General features: G+C 53.3%; 26 protein-coding genes. 17 read left to right on the plus strand and 9 right to left on the minus strand.

Annotated features, from left to right (window positions below; all coding sequences use genetic code 11):
* Positions 1–63 precede the first annotated feature (63 nt).
* From KTH_RS16355 to KTH_RS16375, 5 genes are all read left to right on the plus strand, one after another.
* The gene (locus KTH_RS16355; RefSeq protein WP_497619985.1) at positions 64–1,044 is read left to right on the plus strand and encodes a methionine ABC transporter ATP-binding protein; all 981 of its coding nucleotides are present in this window, start codon (positions 64–66) and stop codon (positions 1,042–1,044) included.
* Entirely contained in the window at positions 1,045–1,701 is a 657-nt protein-coding gene (locus KTH_RS16360; RefSeq protein ID WP_111317940.1) for a methionine ABC transporter permease, read from the plus strand. It abuts the gene before it with no gap.
* A gap of 280 nt (positions 1,702–1,981) precedes the next feature.
* A complete protein-coding gene (locus tag KTH_RS16365) occupies positions 1,982–2,806 on the plus strand; it encodes an ABC transporter ATP-binding protein (protein ID WP_497619987.1) in 825 nt (274 codons plus the stop codon).
* Positions 2,807–2,816: 10 nt separating this feature from the next.
* Positions 2,817–4,472 (plus strand): hypothetical protein, encoded by a 1,656-nt coding sequence (locus KTH_RS16370; RefSeq protein WP_497619989.1) that lies wholly within the window; start codon positions 2,817–2,819, stop codon positions 4,470–4,472.
* Positions 4,473–4,585: 113 nt separating this feature from the next.
* The gene (locus KTH_RS16375) at positions 4,586–5,545 is read left to right on the plus strand and encodes an LLM class flavin-dependent oxidoreductase (protein WP_497619991.1); all 960 of its coding nucleotides are present in this window, start codon (positions 4,586–4,588) and stop codon (positions 5,543–5,545) included.
* Between the two features lie 146 nt (positions 5,546–5,691).
* Here KTH_RS16375 and KTH_RS16380 read toward each other — a convergent pair whose 3' ends face one another.
* The 3 genes from KTH_RS16380 to lexA all read right to left on the minus strand — a co-directional run bounded on the left by KTH_RS16380 (position 5,692) and on the right by lexA (position 8,494).
* The gene (locus tag KTH_RS16380; protein ID WP_497619993.1) at positions 5,692–6,390 is read right to left on the minus strand and encodes a DedA family protein; all 699 of its coding nucleotides are present in this window, start codon (positions 6,388–6,390) and stop codon (positions 5,692–5,694) included.
* 84 nt (positions 6,391–6,474) lie between these two features.
* Complete coding sequence (locus KTH_RS16385) at positions 6,475–7,506, minus strand: hypothetical protein (RefSeq protein WP_497619995.1); 1,032 nt, start codon at positions 7,504–7,506, stop codon at positions 6,475–6,477.
* Positions 7,507–7,849: 343 nt separating this feature from the next.
* Positions 7,850–8,494 (minus strand): transcriptional repressor LexA, encoded by a 645-nt coding sequence (gene lexA / locus KTH_RS16390; RefSeq protein WP_111317958.1) that lies wholly within the window; start codon positions 8,492–8,494, stop codon positions 7,850–7,852.
* A 368-nt stretch (positions 8,495–8,862) separates the two neighbouring features.
* On the opposite strand from lexA, the gene KTH_RS16395 reads away from it, so the two are divergent.
* The gene (locus KTH_RS16395) at positions 8,863–9,402 is read left to right on the plus strand and encodes a bifunctional nuclease family protein (protein ID WP_497619998.1); all 540 of its coding nucleotides are present in this window, start codon (positions 8,863–8,865) and stop codon (positions 9,400–9,402) included.
* Positions 9,403–9,422: 20 nt separating this feature from the next.
* On the opposite strand, the gene KTH_RS16400 is transcribed toward KTH_RS16395, so the two are convergent.
* A complete protein-coding gene (locus KTH_RS16400; RefSeq protein WP_497620000.1) occupies positions 9,423–9,959 on the minus strand; it encodes a hypothetical protein in 537 nt (178 codons plus the stop codon).
* Positions 9,960–9,995: 36 nt separating this feature from the next.
* A complete protein-coding gene (gene lysA, locus KTH_RS16405) occupies positions 9,996–11,342 on the minus strand; it encodes a diaminopimelate decarboxylase (protein WP_497620002.1) in 1,347 nt (448 codons plus the stop codon).
* A gap of 231 nt (positions 11,343–11,573) precedes the next feature.
* On the opposite strand from lysA, the gene KTH_RS16410 reads away from it, so the two are divergent.
* Positions 11,574–12,677, plus strand: a complete 1,104-nt coding sequence (locus tag KTH_RS16410; protein WP_497620004.1) for a tetratricopeptide repeat protein — start codon at positions 11,574–11,576, stop codon at positions 12,675–12,677.
* Between the two features lie 89 nt (positions 12,678–12,766).
* Here the strand turns inward: KTH_RS16410 and KTH_RS16415 are convergent, their stop codons facing one another.
* A complete protein-coding gene (locus KTH_RS16415) occupies positions 12,767–13,270 on the minus strand; it encodes a hypothetical protein (protein WP_111317972.1) in 504 nt (167 codons plus the stop codon).
* Between the two features lie 310 nt (positions 13,271–13,580).
* Between KTH_RS16415 and KTH_RS16420 the strand changes: the two genes are divergently transcribed.
* From KTH_RS16420 to KTH_RS16435, 4 genes are all read left to right on the plus strand, one after another.
* Positions 13,581–14,615 (plus strand): SDR family NAD(P)-dependent oxidoreductase, encoded by a 1,035-nt coding sequence (locus KTH_RS16420; RefSeq protein ID WP_497620007.1) that lies wholly within the window; start codon positions 13,581–13,583, stop codon positions 14,613–14,615.
* Positions 14,616–14,754: 139 nt separating this feature from the next.
* Positions 14,755–16,278 carry a glutamate--tRNA ligase gene (gene gltX, locus KTH_RS16425; protein ID WP_497620009.1) on the plus strand — a complete coding sequence of 508 codons (1,524 nt, stop codon included), beginning with the start codon at positions 14,755–14,757 and terminating at the stop codon, positions 16,276–16,278.
* 59 nt (positions 16,279–16,337) lie between these two features.
* Positions 16,338–16,994, plus strand: a complete 657-nt coding sequence (locus KTH_RS16430) for a DUF6483 family protein (protein WP_497620011.1) — start codon at positions 16,338–16,340, stop codon at positions 16,992–16,994.
* A gap of 25 nt (positions 16,995–17,019) precedes the next feature.
* On the plus strand, positions 17,020–17,679 hold the full coding sequence (locus KTH_RS16435) for a CPBP family intramembrane glutamic endopeptidase (protein ID WP_111317984.1): 660 nt from the start codon (positions 17,020–17,022) through the stop codon (positions 17,677–17,679).
* A gap of 110 nt (positions 17,680–17,789) precedes the next feature.
* Here KTH_RS16435 and KTH_RS16440 read toward each other — a convergent pair whose 3' ends face one another.
* Positions 17,790–18,782: an ornithine cyclodeaminase family protein gene (locus KTH_RS16440; RefSeq protein ID WP_497620014.1), complete on the minus strand. Its 993-nt coding sequence runs from the start codon at positions 18,780–18,782 to the stop codon at positions 17,790–17,792.
* Positions 18,783–18,999: 217 nt separating this feature from the next.
* Here KTH_RS16440 and KTH_RS16445 point away from each other — a divergent pair, with 217 nt between their 5' ends.
* The 6 genes from KTH_RS16445 (at position 19,000) to KTH_RS16470 (ending at position 24,122) form a co-directional block, all read left to right on the plus strand.
* Positions 19,000–19,950, plus strand: a complete 951-nt coding sequence (locus tag KTH_RS16445; RefSeq protein WP_111317990.1) for a UDP-glucuronic acid decarboxylase family protein — start codon at positions 19,000–19,002, stop codon at positions 19,948–19,950.
* 80 nt (positions 19,951–20,030) lie between these two features.
* Positions 20,031–21,629, plus strand: a complete 1,599-nt coding sequence (locus KTH_RS16450; RefSeq protein ID WP_497620016.1) for an O-antigen ligase family protein — start codon at positions 20,031–20,033, stop codon at positions 21,627–21,629.
* Between the two features lie 22 nt (positions 21,630–21,651).
* Positions 21,652–22,776: a lysylphosphatidylglycerol synthase transmembrane domain-containing protein gene (locus KTH_RS16455; protein WP_497620018.1), complete on the plus strand. Its 1,125-nt coding sequence runs from the start codon at positions 21,652–21,654 to the stop codon at positions 22,774–22,776.
* Between the two features lie 110 nt (positions 22,777–22,886).
* Complete coding sequence (rpsU, locus tag KTH_RS16460) at positions 22,887–23,069, plus strand: 30S ribosomal protein S21 (protein ID WP_111317999.1); 183 nt, start codon at positions 22,887–22,889, stop codon at positions 23,067–23,069.
* 110 nt (positions 23,070–23,179) lie between these two features.
* A complete protein-coding gene (ybeY, locus tag KTH_RS16465) occupies positions 23,180–23,737 on the plus strand; it encodes an rRNA maturation RNase YbeY (RefSeq protein WP_111318002.1) in 558 nt (185 codons plus the stop codon).
* A complete protein-coding gene (locus KTH_RS16470) occupies positions 23,721–24,122 on the plus strand; it encodes a diacylglycerol kinase (protein WP_497620020.1) in 402 nt (133 codons plus the stop codon). The genes ybeY and KTH_RS16470 overlap by 17 nt, the downstream gene beginning before the upstream one ends.
* A gap of 55 nt (positions 24,123–24,177) precedes the next feature.
* Here the strand turns inward: KTH_RS16470 and KTH_RS16475 are convergent, their stop codons facing one another.
* Both KTH_RS16475 and KTH_RS16480 read right to left on the minus strand, forming a co-directional pair.
* A complete protein-coding gene (locus KTH_RS16475) occupies positions 24,178–25,242 on the minus strand; it encodes a THUMP domain-containing class I SAM-dependent methyltransferase (RefSeq protein WP_497620022.1) in 1,065 nt (354 codons plus the stop codon).
* Between the two features lie 142 nt (positions 25,243–25,384).
* The gene (locus KTH_RS16480; RefSeq protein ID WP_111318011.1) at positions 25,385–26,182 is read right to left on the minus strand and encodes a hypothetical protein; all 798 of its coding nucleotides are present in this window, start codon (positions 26,180–26,182) and stop codon (positions 25,385–25,387) included.
* Between the last annotated feature and the right edge of the window lie 4 nt (positions 26,183–26,186).

The raw sequence follows: 26,186 nt of genomic DNA on the forward strand, positions 1-26,186 counted from the left end.
TCACATCTGCGGGCCTCTCTGGCGAGAGGCTCCGCTTTCACATTTCTAAAGGTTCTGTCGCACATGATAACCATTCGCAATCTTCGTAAAGTGTATGGCAAGAAAGATCAGGCGGTTGTCGCCCTTGATGACATTAACCTTGACGTGCCACGAGGTTCGATCTTTGGCGTTCTGGGCCAGAGCGGCGCGGGCAAAAGCACGCTGATTCGCTGCGTCAACATGCTGGAACGCCCAACCTCTGGATCGATCATCGTCAATGATCAGGAAATGACTACGCTATCTGGAGCCGCGCTACGCAAGGCACGACAGCGTATCGGTATGATCTTTCAGCATTTTCACCTGCTCAATTCGCGCACCGTTGCTGAGAATGTCGCGTTTCCGCTGGAAGTGATGGGAGTGCGAGCCTCCGAACGGCGCTCGCGCGTCGAAGAGCTGCTTGGCCTTGTCGGACTCTCCGATAAAGCCAAAGTATATCCCTCGCAGCTTTCGGGAGGCCAGAAGCAGCGGGTGGGCATTGCCCGAGCGCTGGCGGGCTCCCCTGACGTTCTGCTCTCGGATGAGGCCACCTCGGCTCTTGATCCCCAGACCACGCATTCTATTTTGCAGCTTCTCCGCGATCTGAACAAACGAATGGGCCTCACCATTCTCCTGATTACGCATCAGATGGACGTCGTACGCGAGATCTGTGATCGCGTCGCGATTATTGAGGCCGGACGGATCGTCGAGCAGGGAGAGGTCAGCGAACTGGCAGCGCAGCCTGATACCCGCCTTTCGCATGCTCTCTTCCCACGCCCTCAAATCCACACGCCACAGCCGGGAGCTGCCGTCGTCTCGATCGTCTTCGCGGGCAATTCGGCGGAAGAGCCGATTATCTCCACGCTGGCTCGCCGTTTTGAGGTCGATGTGAATATTCTCAGCGCACAGCTTGAACTGCTTGGACAGCAGCGTATCGGGCAGATGCAGGCCGAACTGGTTGGGCCGCAGGTTGAGCAGGCACTGGCCTATCTGCAAAATCTTGGACTACACGTGGAGGTACAGCGGTAAATGGATTGGTCTTCGCTTACACCTGATCTGATTCAGGCCACACTCGACACGCTTCTGATGGTCATCACCTCCACCATCTTTACCGTGATCCTCGGGATACCACTTGGCGTCCTGCTGGCAACCACCGACAAAGGGGGACTGCTCCGCGCGCCGGGGCTCAATCAGGTACTCGGTATTATCGTCAATATTGGCCGCTCGCTTCCGTTTATCATCCTGATGGTTGCCATCTCGCCATTTACCCGCCTGATCGCCGGAACGACGATCGGAGCGCCCGCCGCTATTGTTCCGCTGGTCGTAGCTGCTGTGCCGTTCTTCGGACGTGTTGCCGAGACCTCATTGCGCGAGGTTGATAACGGCGTCATCGAGGCCGCGCGGGCCATTGGCTGCAATAACTGGCAGATTATCTCAAAGGTGCTGATCCCGGAGGCATTACCCGCGCTGGTCCGCGGCATCACGATCACCTTTATCAACCTGCTCGGGTACTCGGCTATAGCGGGCGCGATTGGTGCGGGAGGTCTGGGAGATCTGGCGATTCGTTATGGCTACATGCGCTTTGAGACCGGCGTCATGATCGTCACCGTTATCCTGCTGATTATTCTGGTGCAGGGTATCCAGTTACTTGGCAACTTCCTCGCCAGCCTGTTGGAAAAGAAATAGAATATGTCGAGGGGCAAACTCGTTTGCCCCTTCTTTATTTTGCCTGAGATTAAAACAAACCGCTATAAATCCAGCACTATTGTCGCAATCAGGCGCGCCCTCCATAGAGAGTCCCCGTTTGAACTGCCCGTATTTTCCCCGTCTATTAGAGGGAGGAAGAGCTTCTACACTCCCATTTTCCACAGCGAAGCCAGGATGGCCCTTGACAAATCAGTTAACGATCAGTTATATTCTGTATAGCTAATCGCAATATGAAGAACATCGAAAAGGACTATTAAAAATGACGACATTTCCGCAGCAAGACTCAATGATACCACAATCTGGAAGGAATCCATCTGAATACGCAGTTTACACACAAGATCTGACCCAGGTTTTCGGCCAGAAGGTCGCGGTGAATCATCTGAACCTGGCAGTTCGACGCGGCGAATTCTTCGGCTTTCTGGGGCCAAACGGCGCAGGCAAATCAACATCCATCAAGATGATGGTTGGCCTGTTGCGCCCGACCAGTGGAACAGTTCTGGTCAGTGGAGTTGATGTCTGGCAAAATCCACTTCAGGCCCGTACCTTGATGGGAGTGCTTCCCGAGCACCTGAACCTGTACGAACGGCTAACCGGGCGTGAATTTATCGCTTTTGCCGGGCATATGTACGGAGTTCCTGCTGCGGACGTACGGCGTCGCACAGAAGAGCTCCTGGAGATTCTGGGACTGAACAACGATGCCGATAAAATGGTTGTTGATTACTCGGTTGGTATGCGCAAAAAGGTTGCCCTTGCAGCAGCGATTCTTCATCGCCCACAGGTCATTTTCCTTGACGAGCCTTTTGAGGGCATTGATCCGGTCAGTTCGCGGGTCATTCGTGACATCCTGCAAGATCTGACGCGGCGAGGAACGACCGTTTTCTTCTCCTCACACATCATGGAAGTTGTTGAGCGTCTATGTACGCGCGTGGGGATTATCAACCAGGGCACGCTTGTCGCTGAAGGCACTCTTCAGGAACTGCGCGAACGGGCCAGCGGCGAGGACAAAGATGCAACACTGGAAGATATCTTCCTCAATGTGATCGGCGTGCGGAATGAAGCTCATAACCTGAGCTGGCTAGAATAGGAGAGCTGCTGTGCTTATTCACGGGGATAAATTGCGCTGGCTGCTCTGGCTGCGCTGGAAACTCTTTTTACGCGCCTTTACGCGCAAAGGCAAAGGGCAGGTGGGACAGATTATCGGCATGACCATCTTTCTCATCTTCCTGCTGATCATCGCATTCGCATTCAGTGCGCTCATCTTTAACACAACTCGTTTTCTGCCTGCCCCGGCAAATATCGAGGTTCTCTTTCTGGTCCTCTCGTCCATCTATGTATTCTGGATCATCTTTCCCTTGCTGGAATTCAATATGAACGAGGGGCTGGACCTCTCGAAGCTGGCAACCTTCCCGCTGACACGTTGGGAACTGATGTTCGGTCTTCTGGCTTCAACACTGCTGGATCTCCCCACATTCGGGCTCTTGATCCTGCTCGGAAGCGTTATTGCCGGTATGGCAACCTCACTGCCAATGGCGCTCTTTACGCTACTGGCAATGATCGTCTTCTACTTCCAGTTAATCGGGACCAGTCAGTTCGTGCTCACCGCCCTGATGCGAGTTCTGCAAAGTCGGCGCTTTCGTGATCTGGGTGTGCTCCTGATTGTGCTGGTCTCATTCACAGGATACTTCGCGCAATTCCTGTTTCGCGGGCTGGCCTCCAGTTCATTCCTGAACCTGCTCAATCAGCAGACCTTCTCGCCCTACCTGCAATGGCTTCCATCCGGGATGGTGTGCCGGGCTATCGAGCAGGCAAACGCAGGAAACTGGGGAAGCGGGTTCCTCTGGCTGCTTGCACCGCTTGCGATCGGCTTTGTTGCCCTGTACCTCTGGCAGAGCGTTGTTGAAAAGGGACTGGTCGCGCCAGATGTTGAGAAGCAGCGCAAACATCAGCATAAAGAGGTAGATACGGTCCCTGCCGGTGGTCTACTTGGCCGTCTGGTTCCCGGGCAGGCCTATGCAGTGCTGTTGAAAGACATGCGCTACATACGACGTGATCCGCAGATTACGGCGCTGCTCCTGCAAGCCATTCTGTTACCCATCTTCGCGATTGTGGTTTCGTTTCTCAATATCGGAAACAATCCGACCGGACTCAACGTCTGGCTGATGATCTTCACGCCACTCGTCATCGCCCTGACCCTCTATCGTTTCTCATATAATGCGCTTGGCTTTGAGCGAGCCAGCCTGACCACGCTGTTTCTGTTTCCGCTTCGCCCCATGCAATTGCTCTGGGGAAAAAATCTGGTTGCCTTTGGCATCGGTCTCATCGAGCTGCTGATTATGCTCCCGATTGCAACCTTTCTCACCAGGAACTGGGATCTGTTTGTGCCCTCACTTGTATCGGGCATTGCTGCAATCCTGATTATCGTCGGCTGTGGTAACGCCTCCTCAGTCTTCTTCCCGCAGAAATGGAAAGAGCTACGCCGGGGAATGCAGACCTCAACTGGAACCACATCTGAGGCGGGCTGTCTGCGAGCCTTGATGTCGCTGGGAGCGCTTATCGCAATGGTAGTGCTGACCGCGCCAGTCGCCCTGGGTACAGCGCTTCCGGTGCTCTTCCATGCCCAATGGATCCTGGCACTCAGTGTACCGCTCGGGCTTGCCTATAGCATGATCATCTATGTGGGTGTCACACGCTTTGCCGGCGCCCGGCTTGTGAAGCGAATGCCCGAGATTCTGGAAGCAGTCACCAAATAGCCCAAAAGCAGGGGAGTCAGACGGCTCCCCTGCTGCTGTCTGACTTGACGCCTGCAAGCAGCATTCGCTACCATGAAAGGAAGATTCAAACATTGTAGAGGAGTAGAAAACCTATGGTAGCGATTTCTCTTATGGTAGAGGGGCAGATAGGGCTGACATGGCAACGCTGGCAACGCCTCATAGAAGCAGTCGACGGACAGGGATTTGCCGGCCTCTTCCGCTCAGACCACTTCACCAATCCCAATCCCCCCGACTACGAATCCCTTGAACTGGTCGTCTCCCTGACCTATCTGGCAGCACAAAGCAAGCACATCCACTTCGGACCATTGGTCGCGCCGGTCTCCTTCCGTGATCCCGTGATGCTGACACGTCAGGCCGCAGCACTGAGCGACCTTTCAGGCGGGCGCATGATTCTGGGCATGGGTTCCGGCTGGCAGGATCGCGAACATCACGCATATGGCTATCCGCTTGGTGATATCCCGACGCGTATGGCACGCTTTGAGGAAGGGCTGGAGGTGGCAACACGTCTGCTGCATAGCGAAGGGCCGGCAACCTTTGAGGGACGCTTCTACCAGCTTCACGACGCGCAGCTTCTTCCACGCCCACAGCAAAAGCTTCCCTTGCTGATCGGCGGCAATGGCCCTAAACGCCTGCTTCCGTTGGTGGCGCGCTACGCAGATATCTGGAACGCGGTCTTCCTGCGCCCCGATGAGTTCCGGGAGCGCTCGACCCTGCTTGACACGCTGCTGCAAAAAGAGGGACGTCAGCCTGCTGATGTTAAGCGCACAGCCATGCAGGGCATCTACTTCGGCAAAGATAGCGCCACCCTTGATCGCAAGCTGGAGTGGCGTCACTCCGTCCCTGAGCTGAAAGACAAGTCGCTCGATGCTGTGGTGCACACGCTCCATACCGAGAAGGGGAACATTGTTGGCACCGCAGAGCAGGTCATTCAGCAGATTAAGGCCTATGAAGAGGCAGGAGTTGAGGAACTGATGGTGCAATGGCTCGATATCGATGATATTGAGGGGATTCAGGCCTTTGCAACCGAGGTTCTGCCGCACTGCACAAAGTAGAACGGAGAGCAAACAAGACGGGCACCACGTGTTTCTGTGTGCCCGTCTCGCTCGGTAAAGCAGCAAGGCCACTTTCGCCGAGGATATCTGAGCTCTGAAAAGCGATACGGCAGGAAAGCTGTGCCCTCCTGCCGCTTGTTCTGCGTTTAGCTCTGAGAAGTAGGGGTCTGCTCGGTAGCGCGGGCCTCGGCCAGAGCAGCACGGGCCTTGCGGTCGTTGCGAATATGCAGCCAGAAGTAGAGCACAACCAGTGCCACCACAGCCAGCACCACGATGATCTCAGCGCCACGATAATAGGGCTCAATCACTTCCAGATTATCGCCGACAACATGGCCGAGATAGGCCAGACCCAGACACCAGGGGAACGAGCCGAGGAAGGTATAGACACAGAACTTGATAAAAGGCATTCTGGTAATTCCCGCGGGCAGGGAAATATAGGTACGTACAATGGGCAGCAGCCGGGAGAAGAAGGCGGTCGCAGAGCCCCAGCGCTTAAAGAACGCGTCGGCTTTATCCGCGTCGTGCTGCGAAATTAACACATAGCGTCCATATTTCAGCATCAATGGGCGCCCTCCCTTATAGCCGATCCAGTATGCCAGCATCGAGCCAAGCAGGCAACCCAGAGCGCCAGAAAGGCCAACCAGCACCACGCCCCACGGATCAGGTACGCCACCAAGCAAGAGACGCCGCGAAACCATGATGCCAGCGACAGGCATAACAATTTCACTTGGCAATGGTATACAACAGCTTTCAATCGCCATAGCAAGAATAATACCTAACAAACCCGTTTGAACATAAAGATTGGTTATAAACGTTTGCAGTATTTCCATTAAAGGTCCAAGCATAAAAAAAGCCTCCTCAGCGAAACCGGTCTTTTTGATTTGATAGTACCACAGTCCGCTAAAAGAGGCTAGCTAACAGTACCAGAACTATACTTCTTCCTCATCATCAAGCTGATGAGATAGACGAAGAGAGGAGCGACGCCGAATCGGCCGCTGCATCTGCTGTGAGAGCTCCTGCTGAACAGAGTCATCCTCATAGACATACGGAGCCCTCCTGACAAGCGGCTTCTGGAACACTTCTGTTGAGGGATCTGCTGGCCGAGACGGCAGCGCACGCGACTGACGTGAAAGCTGCGTTGATGGAAGGCGACGTGATTTCGTCGAAGGATATGGGTCCTGTATGACCTCTGTCTGAGGCTCCTCATCTTCATACTGGTCATAGGAAGACCGAGCAGGAGGCAACTGTTGAGGTGGAATAGAATCGACAACTCGACGTACTCGATGACGGCCCGTTAACTCGCGGGAAGCACGCCCACGCTGAATCCGGCCGGAACGCGTCGAACGGCGCTGTGGGATCGGCTCCTCATCATAGTAGTCGTTCTCGTACAGATCATTGGCCTCCATCGAAGCATCACGCAACGCGGCAGAACGCAGATTCTTTTGCGTCACATTGGTGGCCGAAGCAGGGAGACCGGGATAATACCGGCGTTGTGGACGCCGTCCATTCGTGGCCTGACTACGAGTTTCGGCAGGAAGGGCAGGCGTGCTACGCTTTGACGGAGCAGGAAGCCGCTGAGAAGAGGGTTCCGGCAAGTAGTAACCAGAATGTCCTCGCGAGAGCGGAACATATTCCGTATCATCAACGTCGTCATCCGCGTACTCGGTGACCGCGTAGCTTTCTATCGTGCGGCGCCCTCGGCCGGTCGGCAGCTCGGCATACTCAGCAGTATACATTTCAGCTTCATAGAATGCTTCTTCTTCTTCAACTTCAAGCCGCAAGCGCTCATCATGACGACGAGCGAGATGGGAGAAGATCATCACAGAAATGGGGATACTGAGAACTAAGGCAGCGAGACCACCGATTAACCCACCGAGGACCCAGGAATTGAGCGTATTACCAAACCAGAGCATAAGAGCGGCACCGAGAACCAGTACCAGGGCTGCGGCGACAGCCTTCATAACTGCTTGATATCCTTTCTGAGCAACCGGGGCCTTCTGAGGCTCTCTATCAAGCACGCACTACCATCAAAACAGTAAGAAATTCCACTTAAAGTCCTTTATGAAGTATACCAGACCTGGCGGGAGAGTACAAGGGTAAAAACTCATGCGGTAAAAGAACAGGGGACAGAGAATGAGGTTGGAGACGTGAAAAAGGCAGCAAGTCAGCGGACCCCGCAGAGAGGTATTTCTTGCCGAGAAAAGAGTCCACATTTCCTGACTGCCTTCACCGTTCAAGCAAAAACGATGTCCCGAGACAGTGACCCTGTCTTCGAGCAGAAAAGCACCAACCAGCGGACACGCCTTACGCGGCCGAGTTGCACTGACGAATAATCGCCACCACGCGTCCCTGAATCGTCCACTCACGATCCCAGACGCTCTTAGGAATAAAGATAGGCTCAAGTTCTGAGTTGGCGGGTTGGAGGCGAACGCGGTCGTTTTCTTTTTCCTGGAAGAAGCGCTTGAGCGTCGCACTTCCCTGCACACCTTCCTGTGTGTGCAACGCGACCACGATATCACCATTTTTACAGGTGCTCTGAGGCTTAATAATCACAAAGTCGCCATCACAAATGTGATCTTCGATCATCGAGTTGCCCTTGACTTCGAGGGCATAGCAATTATCACGAGCAAACGCTTCAGTCCCAACATCAACGCAGCGGTCCACGGAGTCCGGGTAGATATCAAGCGGTCGACCAGCAGCGATAGCGCCCTTGACAGGCACCCCATTCAGCGGGTTGGTCAACTTAATGCCGCGACTCTTTTTCGGAGTGCGAACGATATACCCCTTCTTTTCCAGCATCGTCAGATGATAATCAACGTGACCGGTGCTGGCAATATTCATCTCACGGCCGATCTCACGATTAGTCGGGGGCATCCCCTCACGCTTTATGTAGCCGACAATAAATTGATACATCCGGCGTTGTATCTCGCTGGCTTGCTCTAGTGACATAGAACAGTCCCCTGCCTTTCTGAACAAATGAACATCTCCACACCACCCTTGAACCTATTGCATATAGAACGGCCATTCAAAAACATAATACCATAACGGTCCAGGCAATACAAGTAGGTACTCGAACGAATTTCTAGAATTTTCTTTCTGATAAGCAGCTAAATAGAAGTGGTTGGAATGCTGAATAGATTTTGTTATACTCATAAGAAAGGGGAAGGGTAGTCAAGACCAACAGTACAGCCTGTCTGCATCAGGTGGCAGGCAAAGGGGGGCCCGCCCGGCATTTGCGCAACAAGTTAGGATAGGTGTACAATAAAGGCGTAATGTATTCGACGGACCCCGGCCATGAAAGAGAGAGTCAAAAGCCTATGGTAGAGATGACAGTTGAAAGCGTACGTATCAGCCTGGCGACGCAACAGCGAGTGGTCATCTTGAAAGCAGTCGATCAAGAGCGGTATCTGTTCATCTGGATAGCGCACGCTGAAGCCTATGCTATTGCCGTCGAGTTACAGGGGGCAACCTCAGCGCGACCACTGACCCACGACCTGCTGAAAAACGTTATCAGTGAGCTAGGCGCTACACTCGTCAGTGTAGAGATCTCTGATCTGGTAGATGAAATCTTCCACGCCCGGTTGATTCTGGACGTGGCAGGACGGCATGTTGAAATTGACTCTCGACCGAGCGATGCGATTGCTCTGGCCGTACGCACCAAAACACCAATCTACGTTGATGAAAGCGTACTCGAACGGGCAGGTGTGCCCATAGAGCAAAGCGAGGAGCCGCAGCCTCCTTCTCTGCTCCGCGAGCGAGACGAAGAAAGCGAAGAGGAGGACGAAGACGACAACCTCTCCGCCTATCGCGATTTTATCAACAGCCTGGACGTCCTGGACGAATTCGGCAAAGACTGATCCTACTACCCGGGCCAGCCTTAGTACCGACGCGGCTTCAAAAGCAGCCTCAACAGGCCCGCAAGAACCCGCGCCAGCACTCCATAGAGCAGGATCGTCACCAGGGTGTAGATCTCGACATCTAGCTTTATGGGGACAGGTATCAGCAGCAATAGCGACCGTACAGGCACAATAAACACTGCGCTGACCTGATAGATAGCCGCAGCCCATACGACCGTCTCTGACACTGCCAGTATTTTGAGCAAGAATCGTACAAGTAATAGCAGTTGTACAAGCACAAAGAGCAGCGTCACCAGACCGGGGAGTGGACTCGCTTTCACCGGACGCACTGGCTGAGCGGGCACCGGTTCATAGGTCCCGGCAGCAGGAGGATACTCCGCAGGCTGATAACCCCGCCTGGCTCCATTTGAGGAAGGCGCTGACTGCTGACGTGAAGGAACGGCCACCGTCCTATCATCGTAGGGACTTCGGGATGTCACGCTTTCACGCGCTATAGGCTCGGTTGGTAGGTCGTGCTCATCCATATAGTGTTGCTGTTGATCTTGCTTCCTTCTCATCTGCTCTTCCTTCCACAATGAAGCACTTTACACTTCTCAATCACAATAACGAGATAGAAGGTCGTCGTACGTTTCGCGCCTTTCCATCACATGTATTGTCTCTTTGTCTACTAACAGTACGCCCGGACGAGGGACAAGGTTATAGTTGCTTGCCATTGGCAGGCAGTAGGCTCCCGCTGTGGGCAAGAGCAACAGTTCGCCTTCCCGCATATCCGGTAACCTGACCTCTTCTATCAGCATATCCCCCGACTCACAATAGCGCCCTGAGACACAGAAAGAAACATCATGCTCCCGCTCAAGCTGCTCTACAGGCAGCGCGGTATACAATGCTCCATAGAGTGCCGGTCGAATGTTATCTGCCATGCCGCCATCAACGAAGAGATACGTAATCCCACCCGGGGTCGCTTTGCGGGCACCAATACGATAAAGCGCTATCCCGGCACGTGCGATAATCGAGCGTCCCGGCTCTATTATCAGCATCGGCAAGGGCTGCGAGATCTTCAGTGTATCGACACAATGCAGTATACATCGCTGCAAGGCGGCTGCCAGTAGTGCAGGGTCGGGTCTGTCGGGAGCGTCCGGTGTGGCAATCGCCCATCCACCACCCGGGCTGAGTTCCTGCGGCCACCAACCCGTCTCTTTATGGAGCAATACAGCCAGTTCCAGCAGGCGCTGCAAACACTCTTCATAGGGTCGCGTCTCACGCAACATGGTTCCCGAGTGCGCGTGCAGTCCCAATACGTGAAGCTGTCCCTCATGCAAGATTGTTCGTACCGCTTCCGCCGCATCTCCGGTACTGAGGGGGAAACCGAATTTTGCCGTTGCATGCCCCGTCTGCAAATAACGATGGGTGTCGGTCTCGACATCGGGCGCGACCCGCACCAGGACGCCAGGATGCATCTGCATCTCTCGTGCGATCTGCGTCAGCCGCCGAAGCTCGCTCCAGTTATCCAGCACGATTCGCCCCACTCCAAGCCGCAACGCAAGCCGCAATTCCTCCGCTGACTTATTGTTCCCATGAAAAGAAATACGCTCCATCGGAAAGGCCGCCCGATGAGCAACCAGCAATTCCCCCCCGGAAACTACATCCAACCCTAACCCCTCTTCAGCGACCAGCCGGGCTATCATGGGCGAAAGATATGCCTTAGAAGCATAAAGAATCTGGACCGACGATGCCTGATACTCTCTGCGAAAAGCCTCTCGATACTGTGCACAAGCGTTCACGATGGTCGCACGATCAAAAATATACAGTGGCGTTCCATAGCGTTCAGCAAGCTGTTTCAGAGAGTGCCCGGCCAGTTCCAGAGTAAAAGGATCGGATGCAGAAACGGACATCGTGTCCGGTAACAGCGCTCGTTGTGCGGGCGAAAGCGATACAGCCATAAAAAAGGAAGACTCCCTTCTACCGTAGAGAAAACAATTCTATAGCTGCTATTATATGGCCTGTCGCTCCTTTCCGCGAGTGGTCCTTATCATCTAACTCTCTCCACCTCTATCGTACCACAGAAGTACCTTTTTCTTGCCAGAATACACTATTGACAGATTTACATCCATCACCCTATACTATTGCAGAGTTTTTCACTCTTTTATTTTCTTTCTTTATGGAGTGCTTGTATGCAGGACACCTATTTTTCGCTTATGAACCTGGTAATCTACGCATGCTATGGCTTCCTCATCGCTTGCACCTTGCAAATCATTGTCGTTTTTTTTGTCCACTCACTTCGGCGCTTTCAGGCATTCAAACTCATTATCACGCTTTCTAGCATTATGATTACGCTTCATATCAACCGCTTGTTCTTCTATGGAGAACGCGCCTTTGCATACAACCAACTGTGCCAATATCAGAAAGCGCTGGCAGATCTCGATAAGGCGATTGCACTGAAACCAAAAGCAGTGTGGCCCTATCGAGATAAGAGTATGAACTATGTTGCGATGGGAAATATACAACAAGGTCTTTCTACTTTGGAACTTCCCCTACAATTCCACCCCAATGAGCCTGAGATCTACTACTTTCGCTCTTTCATCTATCGGTACATTCAGGACTACCAAACAGCGCTGTTCAACATTGAAAAGGCCCTCTCCATTAACCCCAGAAACCCTACCTACTATGGCGCAAAAGGCTATATACTGACTCAACTGAAGGAGTATCAGGCAGCGCTTGCGGCCTACGATCAAGCTATTGCACTCCCGAACACAAGAAAGAATGTTGCCTTACTCTATCATGACCGAGGACTCCCCTATATCGCAATGGGAGATATGGCAAACGCGATCACCAATTTCGAGATAGCAATAAAGCTCTCTCCCAGACGATGTTGTCTTCAATGGTGGCTGTTCTGGCTTCTACTCTGTGTTGATCCCTTCAAGAGCTCACAAGAAGATTACATCCGCCAGCTTCAAAACATCATAAAGCTTCCTACCGATTTCCAAACACGTATCAGCACCAGTGCCCTGTACTGGTTTCGCGGTCAGTATCAACAGGCATTGCAGATTCTCAGCACAGTACCAGGCCCCCGATTAGGGGAGGCGGACTACCGGCAACTGATGTGCTATGTCGCGCTGCATCGGGATGCCGAGGCGCTTGAGACCCTTTTACACCTGCGCACACAGACACCACTGCCGCCGATCTTCTATAACGGGCTGCGTCTGCTGGAGCCGCTTAATCCCGCTTTCTATCAACAACACCTTGTTCCCGTTCTGCAAGAGCTTCAATTGCTTTAAATACAAAAAAGCAATGCAGCAAGTTATTTCATCTCGCTGTATTGCTTTTTGTCTCTCGCCGGTACCTCTTTATCTAGAAAGTGCACCGCTCACTGCTCAGACTCGGTAGCGGTGCGACTCCTTTCCAAATAGCTACTGAGCAGGCCCCCAAATAGACCAAGCCCGACCCCCAGGACAACCCAGAGCGCAGCATGTTGCACCATATGGAGGAGAAAAGGGGACCAGATTTCTCCCATCGTATCAGAGCCCTCGGGTAAAGGATAGGCATACTGTGCGACCAGCAAATAGAGAGCACCTGTCACAAAAATAATCACTTGCGAAACACAGCCAGCCCATACCCCGGCAATACACCCGGTGCCCGGGCGAGCGGTACGCGACGAAGCAAGCCACCCCGCCAGAAAGAAAAGAGCAAACGAAAAACAATCCTGTAGAATATCAAGAGGGAAAACAAGCGCCGGGGAGTGAACACGAACAATATTATTCAACATCCCAAAAAGAAAACAGAACAGGCCCCGTATCAGACCAAAAATCATGCCATAACGTCGTGCAATATGCGTGATACCAGACTTCACACGAACAGATCCAGGTTGCATAACGCTGGGTGACTCCTTCACAATGAAAAGAAATACGTCAGAAAGCTGCCATTGTGATCCGGGAAAACAATGCATACCATCTTCAAAAAACAAAAGAAAAGAACAAGGTGAAGACGAAAAATAGCTCATCCCCTGACAATTATTTTTCTCTGCTATTAATTGTAACACTCCAGGCCCGACTTTTCCGAGAGCGCAGCGCCCAAAAGAAAACTCGCCCCTACTCAAGCTGGCACATCAAAGGTAGATGGCACGTGTTCTTCTGAAGAAATGGTCGACGATGGCAAAACAGCGGAGTACAGGAGAAACAACAATGAAACGCAGTCGGGGACAAAATCTTCTGTTCATCGGCGCTGGTCTTGGCACTGCGCTGGCCCTGCGTCAGCTCTGGAAATGGCGCAACGCCCTGGATCTACAGGGACAGGTCGTCCTGATTACCGGCAGCTCCACCGGACTGGGTCTGGAAATGGCCCGCGAGTTCGCCCGGCAGAAGGCGCGTCTGGTCATTTGTGCCCGTGAGGAAGCGCCGTTAGAAAGCGCTCGTCGCGAACTTGAAAGCATGGGAGCGGAGGTACTGGCCACCACTTGCGATGTCAGCAAACAGGAGCAGGTCGAACGTATGGTGCATGAGGCCCTCGAGCACTTCGGGCAGATTGATATTGTCGTCAACAATGCCGGAATTATCACCGTGGGGCCGCTGGAAACGATGGAGCTTCAGGACTTCCAGGAATGCATGGATATCATGTACTGGGGCATGGTGTATACAACGCTGGCCGTGCTCCCGCATATGCGGCAACGGAAAAGCGGGCGGATCGTCAATATTACCTCTATTGGCGGTGTCGTACGTTTCCCGCACCTGTTGCCTTACAACTGTGCGAAGGCGGCAGCGGTTGGCTTCTCCGAGGGCCTGCACACCGAGCTAAACAAGGAAGGAATCAAGGTTGTAACTGTAATCCCGGGCCTGATGCGTACCGGTTCTCACGTCAACGCCTTCTATAAAGGGAACAGATCAGCAGAATATGTCTGGTTTGGCCTGGGAGCAACTTCACCCTTCTCGGCGATCAATTCGACCAAAGCCGCCAAACGGATCGTACGCGCGACCCGCCTGGGACAAACCGAGAAGATTATCACGCTTCGCGCCAAACTTGCCACCCGCATACATGGCCTCTTCCCGGGCCTGACCGTCGATGCGCTCAGCCTGGTCGCGCGTGGGCTTCCGTCGACGGATGAGCGTCCCGAGGCGAAGGAGAAGGCAACCGGGAAGGAGAGCAGGACCGAAGTTGGCAAGAAGCTCACCGCAGTGGGCGAAAGGGCCGCTAACCGGAACAAGCAATATATCCGAACCTGAAATGATCTCGATCAGGGGCTATCCGTGAGCAGGGCGGATAGCTCTTCATTTTCCGGGGAAAAAGCTACACAGCAAAGGGGAAACTATGCTAAAATAGCCGGGACTAGTAGTTTTTGTAAGCAACAGGAGATTTTCTGGGATGACACAGATCGACAACCGGACACAGGAGCAGGTGACGACGCCAGCCAATCGCCCGCCCCGTCTGCGCTTTGCTCCCAGTCCCACTGGCTTTCAGCATATTGGTGGGTTCAGGACAGCGCTTTTTAGCTGGCTTTATGCACGCCACGGTGGCGGACAATTTATCCTCCGCATTGAAGACACCGACACAACCCGCACAGTGGAAGGTTCGGTTGAAGACATTCTGCAAGGCTTCAAATGGCTAGGGATGGATATCGATGAAGGTCCAACAATAGGCGGACCCTATGGCCCCTACTCCCAGTTGCAGCGCAAATCAATCTACCAGTATTACGCGCATAAACTGATAGAGTCCGGACATGCCTATAAGTGCTACTGCACCCCCGAGCGCCTTGATCAGATGCGCAAAGAGCGCGAAGCCAAAAAACTGCCGCCGCGCTATGACCGCCGGTGCCGCTATCTGAGCGCCGAGGAGCGAGCCGCAAACGAGGCCGCAGGACTCAAATATACGGTGCGCCTGAGCATGCCACTTGAGGGCAAGACCGTTGTGCATGATGAGCTGCACGGCGATATGGTATTTGAGAACAGCAACCTTGATGATATCATCATTCTCAAGTCAAACGGGCTGGCCCCCTACCACCTCGCCGCCATCGTTGACGATCACCTGATGAATATCACACATGTGTTGCGCGGTGAGGACTGGATCTCCACCTCGCCCTATCACATTACCATTTATCGCGCACTCGGTTGGGAGCCACCCAGGATCTACCACGTGTCCAACGTACTCGGCAAAGACAAAAAGAAGCTCAGTAAGCGGCGCAATGCTCCTTCCTGGTCCGACTTCAAGCGGCAGGGCTACCTTCCCGAAGCCGTGTTCAACTTCATGGCACTGATGGGCTGGTCCTACGATGACAAGACCGAGTTCTTCACGAAAGAAGAGCTGATTCGCGTCTTCACCCTTGACCGCATCAGCGTGGCATCTGGTCTCTATGACCCGGACAAACTGCTGTGGATGAATGGCGTGTATATCCGGAAGCTCTCGCTTGACGAGCTCGTAGACCGAACAATCCCTTATATGGAGCGCCCGGAGGCCGAAGGGGGACTGCCTGATAGCGTCGCTCGTCCTCTCGATCGTGAATATACGAAACGTGTGCTAGAGCTGGAACAGGAGCGCATGAAAACGCTCAGCGATGCCGCGGAAAAGACCTCCTTCTTCTACCTGAAGGAGATCGACTATGATGCCTCTATGCTGATTCAGAAGAAGATGGACGCAGAGAGCACCCGCAACGCGCTGCAACATGCCTATACGCTGTTGTCCGGGCTGGAAAACTGGGATCATGAGATCATGGAGCAGCCTATGCGAGACCTTGCACAGCAGCTTGAGTTGAAGCCGGGACAGCTTTTCGGCGCGGTCCGTGTCGCGGTGAGCGCCAGTAACGCCACCCCTCCACTCTTCCAGATGCTGGAAGTGCTCGGGCGTGAGGTCAGCTTGAAACGCATTCAGGACGCCATCAACAAACTAGCCTGATCATTCAACTCGTGGGGGGAAACAATTGTTTCTTCCCACCTTCCTGGAGGAGCCTTCTTATGATGAACCGGGATTATATCCTGCGCATTGCGGAGCAATTTGGCCGCATGCTGGCAATTGTCCTGCGCCTGCGCAAATTCAACCGTCACGAAGAGGCGCTCATTGCCATCGATGAATATCTGATCAAAATGACCGGCTTTTCCTCCAGTCTGATCAATTCGCTGAGTGAAAGAGATCTGATCAAAGCCCTCTCCCCGCTGGGAAGCCTCAATATTGAGGCCGCCCTATGGGCCGCCGTCCTGCTGAAAACCGAAGGAGAAACCTATGAGGAGATGGGCAACACGACTGAGAGCTATTATCGTTATGTAAAAGCGCTGCACCTGATGCTCTATACCCTGTTCGAGGAACCACGAAGCGCTGAAACAGAACTCTTTGAAGATGTGGAGGCGCTGCTGAAAAAGCTTGACGAATACGACATCCCACAGGAGACAAAGCAGCTTGTCTTCCGCTATTTTGAACGTCAGGGCCACTATTCCAGAGCAGAAGATCTTCTCTATGAGATGCTGGATGCAGCCCCTAATGATCCGATCATACGGGAAGAGGGAGAGCAGTTTTACCAGCGCCTGCAGACAAAAACAAACAGCGATCTTCAGGCCGGGAACCTTGCCCGCGATGAGGTGGAAGAGGGATTGCAACGTCTCCGCACTATGCAGTAGCCGAAAACCTGAAGGGGGTATGTGAGTGAGCACAACAGAGAGAAAGCTTGTTCGTTCAACGGTTGCCAGTTCATGGCGCTGGATGTGGCCCGATATCCTGATGCGCATACTTCCCCTGACGCTGGTCCCCTTGCTCTATATCTGGCTCTTGAAACTTCCGCCATCATTTCTGGGCCTGACCTTCACTCATGTACCGCTTCATCTGTGCGTCGGCATACTTGTGGGGGCCGGGATGGCGGTCTTTGCCATTCTCTACCGTATGTTTATCGTCGGTCCCTGGTTTCGCTGGCCGACCGTTGGCGATCATTTCTTTCAGGGTTTCTACTATCTGGTTATCAATGGCCCGGTTGAAGAGTTTTTCTTCCGGGGCTTTCTCCTGGCAGCAGTCACCCAGTGGACGGGCTGGATAGGTTGGGGCTGGCTGGTCAGCACGGCGGTGTATACGCTCTATCATCGGCTCGGACGCTGGAACTGGCGCAGCGTTGCCGGGGTTGGACTGGCCGGGATCGTCTTCAGTCTGGTCTACCTCTGCCTGCCGGGGCCGCACTCGCTGCTTGCCGTCTCAATTGTGCATGGTTTTACGACCAGCGGCTTTTTGAGCTGGGGAGATGAAGCGCTCTATCGAGTCTGGAAGCGCCGACAGGGCCACACGCCTACCATACAACAGCAGCCAGTAGAGGTCTGAGCAAGAAACGGTATCGAAATATCAGGCGTGTTTCCTTACAGAGCCGAGATGACCCTGACATGAGCGGGCCATCCTTCGGCACTCAACTGGCGATACCAGGCAAGAGCAGCTTAGAGCTCGACGTTCACACCCAGGTTCTGTTCACGGGCACGTTGATAAATAAGCTGAGCAATTGCAGCATCCTGAACTGCGAGACCGACAGATTTAAATACGGTGATATCTTCCGGTTGCAGGCGCGTCAGGCTTTGGCCCGTCAGCAACTCTCCAAGCTCAGTCCAGGTATCAGCGGCAGGGATCAGATCTCGGGCAAGCGCCTGAAGGAGATCACCGGCCTCAGCAAGCGCGGCCTCTCGCTGATCGACAACAATACGCGCCTGCTGCAATAGTTCGGCGTCAAGCTCGCACATTTCAGGTGTAAAGGCTCCGATCGCATTGATGTGCGTACCCGGCTCAACCTCTGATGCCGCGAAGAGAGGCGAAGATGCAGTGGTCGCACAGGCAACCAGGGAGGCACCACGCAACGCTTCAGCAGAGAGCGCGACATGCTTGATAGGCGGACAGCCAGGGCCGATCAGCGCTTGAATTGTCTGGCAACACCTGTTGAAATGGTCGGGGTTACGATTTACAATACGAATCTCGCGAAGAGGGCGTACGGCATGGATTGCAACCGCCTGAAAAGGGGCCTGTCCGCCAGCGCCAAACAATGCCAGAATATCGGCATCGGGGCGAGCCATGAGATCGGTTGCCAGACCGGAGACGGCACCGGTGCGCATCGCGGTTGGCCAGCCCGCCGAAAGGACGGCCAATGCTTGCCCTGTCTCCGCATCCAGCAGCAGCATCGTTGCACTGGTTAATGGAAGCTGGCGGGAAAAATTCTCGGGAACAACTGTAATACATTTCACGACAAAAGAGGGAGGAGTTTGCGTTCTAAGAAGAGAGGGCATAAGCAGTGCTACGCCATCACCGATCAGCGGGGCAGCACTCCGCTGCGAGATCAGGGCGTGACCTTCGGCAAGAGCCTGAAAAGCGGTGCGCATCGCGGCGATCGCATCCACCATGCTCACGCATTGCTTCACTTCGTTCTGGGACAGAATAAGAGCCATATCTATCACCTTTTTCTTGAAACTTGACGACACAGAGCCCGGGTGGACGTTGCAATAGCGATATCACAACATTGCTACATTATAGTGTATAGATCAAAAGGGTAACTATTCGGGCAATTTCGTTACTCTACAATGTACGGTTCGTCTAGCCTTTAAGAGTACAATAATAAGGGTAAGGTACCTAAAAGCGCATCTTCAATAAGTGGAGGTTTATCCTTTGAAAGTTGTTGTCACTGGCGGAGCGGGGTTCATTGGCTCCCATGTATGTCAGCGCCTTCTCGAAGAAGGTCACGAGGTTCTCTGTGTTGATAACCTCATCACCGGGTCCACCCGCAATATTGAGCCTTTATTTCCAAATAATAGATTCCAATTTTTAAATCATGATGTGACTGACCCATTTGAATATGAGGCCGATGCCATATTCCACCTCGCCAGCCCTGCCAGCCCCATTGGCTACCTGTCTCACCCCATTGAAACAATCATGGTGAACAGCCAGGGAACCTATCGGATGCTTGAACTGGCGAAAAAGCACAATGCTCGCTTTTTGATCTCTTCCACCTCGGAAATTTACGGAGACCCGCTGGTCCATCCGCAGACCGAGGAGTACTGGGGAAATGTGAACTCCATCGGCCCACGAGCCTGCTATGATGAGAGCAAGCGCCTGGGTGAAACCCTGACAATGGAGTACTACCGTCAGTATGGGCTGGATGTGCGTATTGTCCGTATCTTCAACACCTATGGACCGAACAGCCAGATCCACGACGGGCGCATGATTCCCAATTTCATCACCCAATCCCTGAAAAACGAAGCTCTGGTTATTTATGGTGATGGCAGCAAGACCCGCAGCATCTGCTATGTCAGCGATCTTGTCGAGGGACTGATGCGCGCCATGTTCCAGCCCAATACGACAGGAGAGGTCTTTAACCTCGGCAACCCGGATGAACATACCGTTCTCGAATATGCGCAGGCGATCATCAAGCTCTGTAACGCATCCTCGTCTATCGTCTATGAGGCAAGCCGCGTTGATGATCCAGAGCGCAGAAAGCCAAATATTGACAAGGCACGGCGCGTCCTCGGTTGGGAACCGAAGGTAGGAATGGAAGAAGGTCTGAAGCAGACAATCGAGTGGTTCCGCACGCAGATCCCGGATCTCTCAACTGTTTCCTGAAGTCGTCTGCTCATGTATCCTGGAAAGCGCCTTGAAGCGTTTTTCCCACACGACAAACGTTAAAAGAAAAACGGACCGGTATGCATTCTGAATTGCACAATTTTGAGCGCAATGCGCAGGAAAGTAGCCAGATACACACGCAAGGGGCGTTCTGGACACACATACAACGGTTTGGAACTCTGGCAAATGTCATCGGAGGAATAGGGAGCCTCCTGACACTGTGCTGTTTGTTCTTTCTGCCAAGCCCGCTCAATCTGCTGGTGCCACTCTACGCGGCTATCGGCATCTGGGTATTCATTCGGCCTGAAGCCGCGCTCTATATGCTTCCAATCGCTGTCCCCTGGGGATCGCTGGAAGGACTTTTGCCAGCATCATTGAACGTCTCGGGCGCTGATCTCCTGGTCTTTTTACTGGGGGCAAGCTGGGCATTACAGCACGTGCTGCGTACGAAGAGCAAAACGGAAATCTCTACCGGTCCTGTTGGTTTCCCCTTTCCCCGCGTTCTCCTGCTTACACTGCTTGGTCTCCTTTTCGCGATGCTGCTATCTATCCCCGGAGCACAGGATCTCAAGCTCTGTCTGAAGGAGATCATCAAGTGGGTTGAAGTGCTCCTGATCTGCCTGATCGGAACGACGTATCTGCGAACCCGCAGGCAAATCTGGATATTGACGGCGATAGCCTGTCTGGCGGCCATTTCACAGGCCGGTCTGGGCTTTTTCCAATACGCATTTCAGCTTGGTCCAACATCGTTTATTCGTGGTGATAGCCTGCGCATTTACGGCTCCTTCAGTCAGCCCAATCCCTATGCAGGTTATCTCAATATGACACTGGTTCTTTCGCTGGCCCTCCTGCTACTAGGAAACAGTCTGAAGGTGCGGGTCCCGGCGGGGATCGTAAGCCTGATCCTCGGAATCGCTGTTTACCTGACTGACTCGCGTGGTGGGATGCTGGCGCTGGCGGCTGGCATCGGGCTCCTTATCCTGCTAGGGCTACCCAAAAAATGGAATATCCTTATCCGGCTCGCCCTGATCGGTGCACTGGCAGGAGTTGCCGCTTATTTTGCCGGCCTGATACCTCAACACCTCCTTCTTCCACTGTTTAATAAGCTCGGTCTGACTGGTATCTCATTGGTAGCGCCACAGGATGCTGATTTCGCGACTGCCGAGCGGCTGGCCCACTGGATCGCTGGAATCAATATGTTTCTGGACCATCCGCTGACGGGCGTTGGCATCGGCAACTATCCAGCAGTCTATGATCGCTACTTTATCACTATTTTTAATAATCCACTCGGACATGCACATAACTATTACATAAATATCGCGGCAGAAGCAGGCATACTGGGATTAGGAGCATTGCTTCTCTTCCTCACCACCATCTTTCTGACAGGTGGATACATCCTGCGCAACATTCAACGCGCTATCGACAACAGCAAGAAGCGGTTTACAAGCGCGCAAGGAGCCAGCTTCGCGAGCAAGCTGTTGGCGCAAACGAGTATACTGGCTAATGATCGAGCGCTGGTAGTAGGGCTACTGGCCTCACAAATGACAGTATGTGTACATAACCTGGTGGATAACCTGTATGTGCACAGTATGACATCGCTCATCGCATTGTACCTTATTATGCTTCTGCGTCTGGGGCACGATGTGGCGCATGAGCAATCGGAGGCAGTCAGTGGCTAATCATAATGCAAAGAGTAACAATATGGCAACGAATACGAATGCAAACACTGAAACAATATTACAGTCTAATATTGAACTAAATGCAACAGCAGAAGCAGTTCCCGTAGCGGAAGCGGGTGAAATTACACAGGATCAGCTTTCACTGAAAAAGCGCTTCTTGAACTGGCGCACCCTGCTCCCACTTGCCATTGTTGTCATAGCCCTTGCCATCTTCGCTCAGAGGATGAATATCGAGCCGCAGAAAATCGGCGCAGCACTGCAAAAAGCGAACCTGCTCCTCTTTGTGTTGGCCTTCGTCATCTACTATGTCTCGTTTGGCCTGCGTGCCTGGCGCTGGCGTATCCTGTTAGAGAATGTCGGCTACACAAAAGAAGCGGGTATACACCTGCCCGGGTTCTGGAAGCGAGTCGAGATTATCTATATCTCTTTCTTTGCTAATGTTGTGGTACCGGCCAAGCTTGGCGACCTGTATCGCGCCTATCTGCTCAAAAAAGAGATCTCCGTCTCCACAACGCGCAGCTTTGGCACTGTGCTGGCAGAGCGCCTCCTGGACCTGATTGTGCTGCTGGTCCTGTTTATTCCGGCGGTCTTAATCAGCCTTCGCGAGCATATGCCCGCGCAGTTACAACTGAGCCTTGAACTGCTGCTTGGCGCGGTCATCGCGGGCATCATAGGTTTGATCGTGCTGCGCGTGGCGCGTGAACCAATAGCGAAACTTGTTCCAGCCCGTTTTCGTGAACAGTACTACCATTTCCAGGAAGGGACGCTCGGCTCATTCAAGCGTTTGCCCACCCTGGCTATACTGACAGCAGGAGTCTGGGTCTGTGAGTCGCTCCGCTTTTTCTTTGTGGCGCTCTCACTCCAGCTCATTACAGGCAGCCTGCTGCACATTACAGCCGCAGCCATTGTGATTGGTCTGGCAGAAGCGCTCCTTACCGCACTGCCAACGACGGGAGGTGGTATCGGCGTGGTTGAAGCAGGGATGGTAGGAATTATCTCTCTGTACTCGTCCGGTACTGACATCGTCAATCAGGCTGCGGCCGCGATCCTGCTCGATCGATCGATCAGCCTGTTCAGCGTGCTTATCATCGGCCTTATCGTGTTCCTGATCGCCTTCGGGCGGAAAGCAGCGCAGCAGAAAGCCTGAGAACTTGACATCGCCTGAGAACTTACATATAATTTTGGGCGCAGGTCGAGAGGCAAACAGAAAATAATTTTTGTTTCCTCCAAAACAGGCCACGAGAGGGGGGATTACTGGTGTCTGAAGTGAAAATCGGCGAGCACGAGTCGTTCGAGACAGCTCTGAAGCGATTCAATCGCAAGATTCAGCAGGATGGCATCCTTGCAGAAGCCCGCCGTCGCGAGCACTTTGAGAAGCCGAGTGTGAAACGTAAGCGAAAGGAAGCCGCGCGCCGCCGTAAGACGCAGCGTCGAGGCTAAAAAAGTGCATTATCAGTATACCTATCACCTCCATTTCTGTTGAATGTTATTATATTCGGTAGAGATGGAGGTTATTTCTTTGTGAAAGTTGAAGAAAGCGTAGAGTAACGATGCAAGATCATCCTCTTATTGATCTGTACGTCAATACAGGCGATAACGACCTGAACGCGAAACTAGAACAGCAGCTTGAAACCCTTGATCTTGATGGCACCGTACAGCGGACGCTTGCAGTAGCAGGCATTCAGCAGCGGGTGATGTTGACGCTGATGATCACCGACGATGAGGATATCAAGGAGATGAATCAGCAATATCGCAACATCAATAAGCCGACCGATGTGCTTTCCTTTCCCCTGCTGGACAAGCCACTTGTTGAGGCTCCACCCGAGCTGCTCTGGCAGAAACCAGAAGAGGAAACAGCAGCGGAAGAAACTCCTCCCTTTGTCACACCCGAGAGCGAGGTCACCAATCTGGGTGATATCGTGATCTCCTGGCCGACCATCGAGCGACAAGCCGCAGCCGCAGGTCATAGCGTTTACTATGAACTTCTGTATCTGCTTGCGCACGGGGTGCTTCATCTGGTGGGCTATGACGATCAGACCGAAGCGGGCTATCAGAAAATGATTCAACTACAGCAACAGGTTATGGAGCACGTTGGGAAACAGGTCTGATACTTCCGCCTGGCGAAAGTTTATCGCGGGCTTTGGCTATGCCTTTGAGGGGATCTGGTACGGGTTACGCACACAGCGAAACCTCCGGATTCATGTCGTGATTGCAGGTATTGCCGTTTTGCTGAGCTTTCTCCTTCGCCTTTCACTGGCGGAATTCGCACTTATTCTTCTTACTATTGCCCTTGTTATTGCAGCAGAACTGGTAAATACATCGATCGAGTGTTGCATTGATCTGGTCTCGCCAGAGCATCACCCGCTGGCAAAACGAGCCAAAGATTCCGCCGCCGGCGCCGTACTCGTCTGTGCGCTGCTCGCGGTCATTATAGGATGCCTGCTCTTTGGACCACGCCTCTGGAATCTGATGATTCAGCAGAGAGTTTTCTAGCCATAAAACAAGCCACCCGTTTTTCACAATGGGTGGCTTTGTTGTCTGTCTCCTTTTATGCGTTCTTCTTCGCTCGTTCCGCGACAAAGATCGTGGCGGGCTGCCCTAAGACCGCGATCACCAGTTTCTTGAGCACATGCCAGCCATTCGCTCGCAGCAGACTTTCCCATAAACGCTCTTCACTGGTTAACGTCACCATCAAGCCATCAGGAGTCAGCACACGATGGAACTCCTTCGCCAGATCCTCATAGAGCTCCCTGTTCTTCTCCGGCGTTCCGATCTGTTTGCCAAAGGGCAGATTGCTGATAATGCGGGTCACGCTTTCAGGATCCAGCGGCAAATGACGCGCATCCCAGATGCCATACTCAACATCGACCTTTGCGACCCGAGCATTCCGTTTCGCCATCGCGATCGCCTCTTCACGGATATCACCGCCGAGCAGCTCGTCCGCTGGAGCCATCAGCCCACGCTCAACCAGAATCGTGCCCGCGCCACAGAGCGGATCAAGCACCACATCATCTTTCGTCGGACGCGACAACCAGCAGAGTGCCGCCGCCACAGTCGGGCGCAGCGAGGCCGGGAGGTGTTCCTGCTTGTACAGGCGATGTCGCATGGTTGCATCGCTCAGACGAAGCCCCACCAGCGCTTCATTGTTGTTGATCCACAGCCAGAACTCCATGTCCGCATTCTCTTTGACAGGATGCAAATACTGTGGCAGGCTCTTGCGCAACGCTCCACTGACTGCATCGCCCGCATCGACCCGACGATACTTTCGCTCACCGTACATCTGACTGACAAGACGCCATGTACGGGCTCGCTTCCCTTTATGGATTCTTCCCCAGATCGAGAGCGCTGGCGCACAATCGGCCTTGATGGTTGCCGCATGCAACGCCTTCAGAGCCTCGCGTTTCGCACTCACTCCATGGATATGCGCAATCACAAGAAAGACATCCTCCACCGTGCGTAATGTCAACAATTCAGCCGGGGGAGTGCTGGTCCGAAACAGAGTCAACCCACGCGAGTATTTCACCAATTCTGTACCGGGGAAACGGGCACGAATTTCACTAAAGGCCAGGGTCTCTAATCCCGGCATCGTCATGACATAACAAAGATACGCCATCCGCCTTACTTCTTCTTTTCCAAATTATTAAATGCTAACTCTCAACTGGGAGGCAATCATACCATAAACGGCGTAGTGAGGCAACGACAACCCGAGAAAGAAAGGGTGCTCTCAGCGTGGAGCACCCTTTCTTTCTGTCTCTTTATTCAAGCAGGCGTGCCACTTCCCGAGCATCATTGGCATATTTCGCCAGTCGCTTCTTTTTCAGATTTTCCCGTAAAATCCAGGTAATCACAGCATCATGCCACGACGCACACTCGCGCATCAGGGCAAAGCCATCAGCCGGGGCAGCCGCCGTCACCACACTGAGCGTATAGGCAAGTGAGCGCCGCAAGGTCCGGAATTCCTCCTGCTTGCGCTCGCCCTCGGGAACCTGTCGCACACGCTCAAGCACGGTACGCTGCATTTGAAGGGCACCCGGTACAATATCCAGCGATTTCAACAAAATGGGCTCGGCAACGGCAGCAATGGCAGCACGCTGCTGTAACCAGTTCCCGGTTTCGGCCAGACTCTGTAAATGCGCAAGCGTCTGCGTGGTGTCTGCCTGCAAGAGGTGCTGAAACGCGATGGCGACCCCCTCGCGCACCCGCCAGCAAGGGCTACAGGCATAATGATCGAGTGTCATAAAGGTTTCTTCCCGCCAGTCAGGCTGCACGGAAGCACAGACCCCTAACCCGATAATACCGCAGAGCATGAGGAACTCAGAGGGTGAATTGCTGGTAACCATCTTCCGTTCACCATTGACGAAATAGTGCAAAAGAGAACGGACATTATCTGGACACCTGGAAACAAAAGAGGCCAGCAGGTTGCTTACATCATCCGCTAACTCCAGATTTGCACGTGGGCCTGGTAAACGGCTGTTATCGCGCAGGTAGAACTCCAGGGGACGGTGATTACCGGTTAAAGCCCTCTCTACCAAGGCAGCCAGAGTATCATGCATATGG

Source organism: Thermosporothrix sp. COM3, from assembly GCF_059696735.1.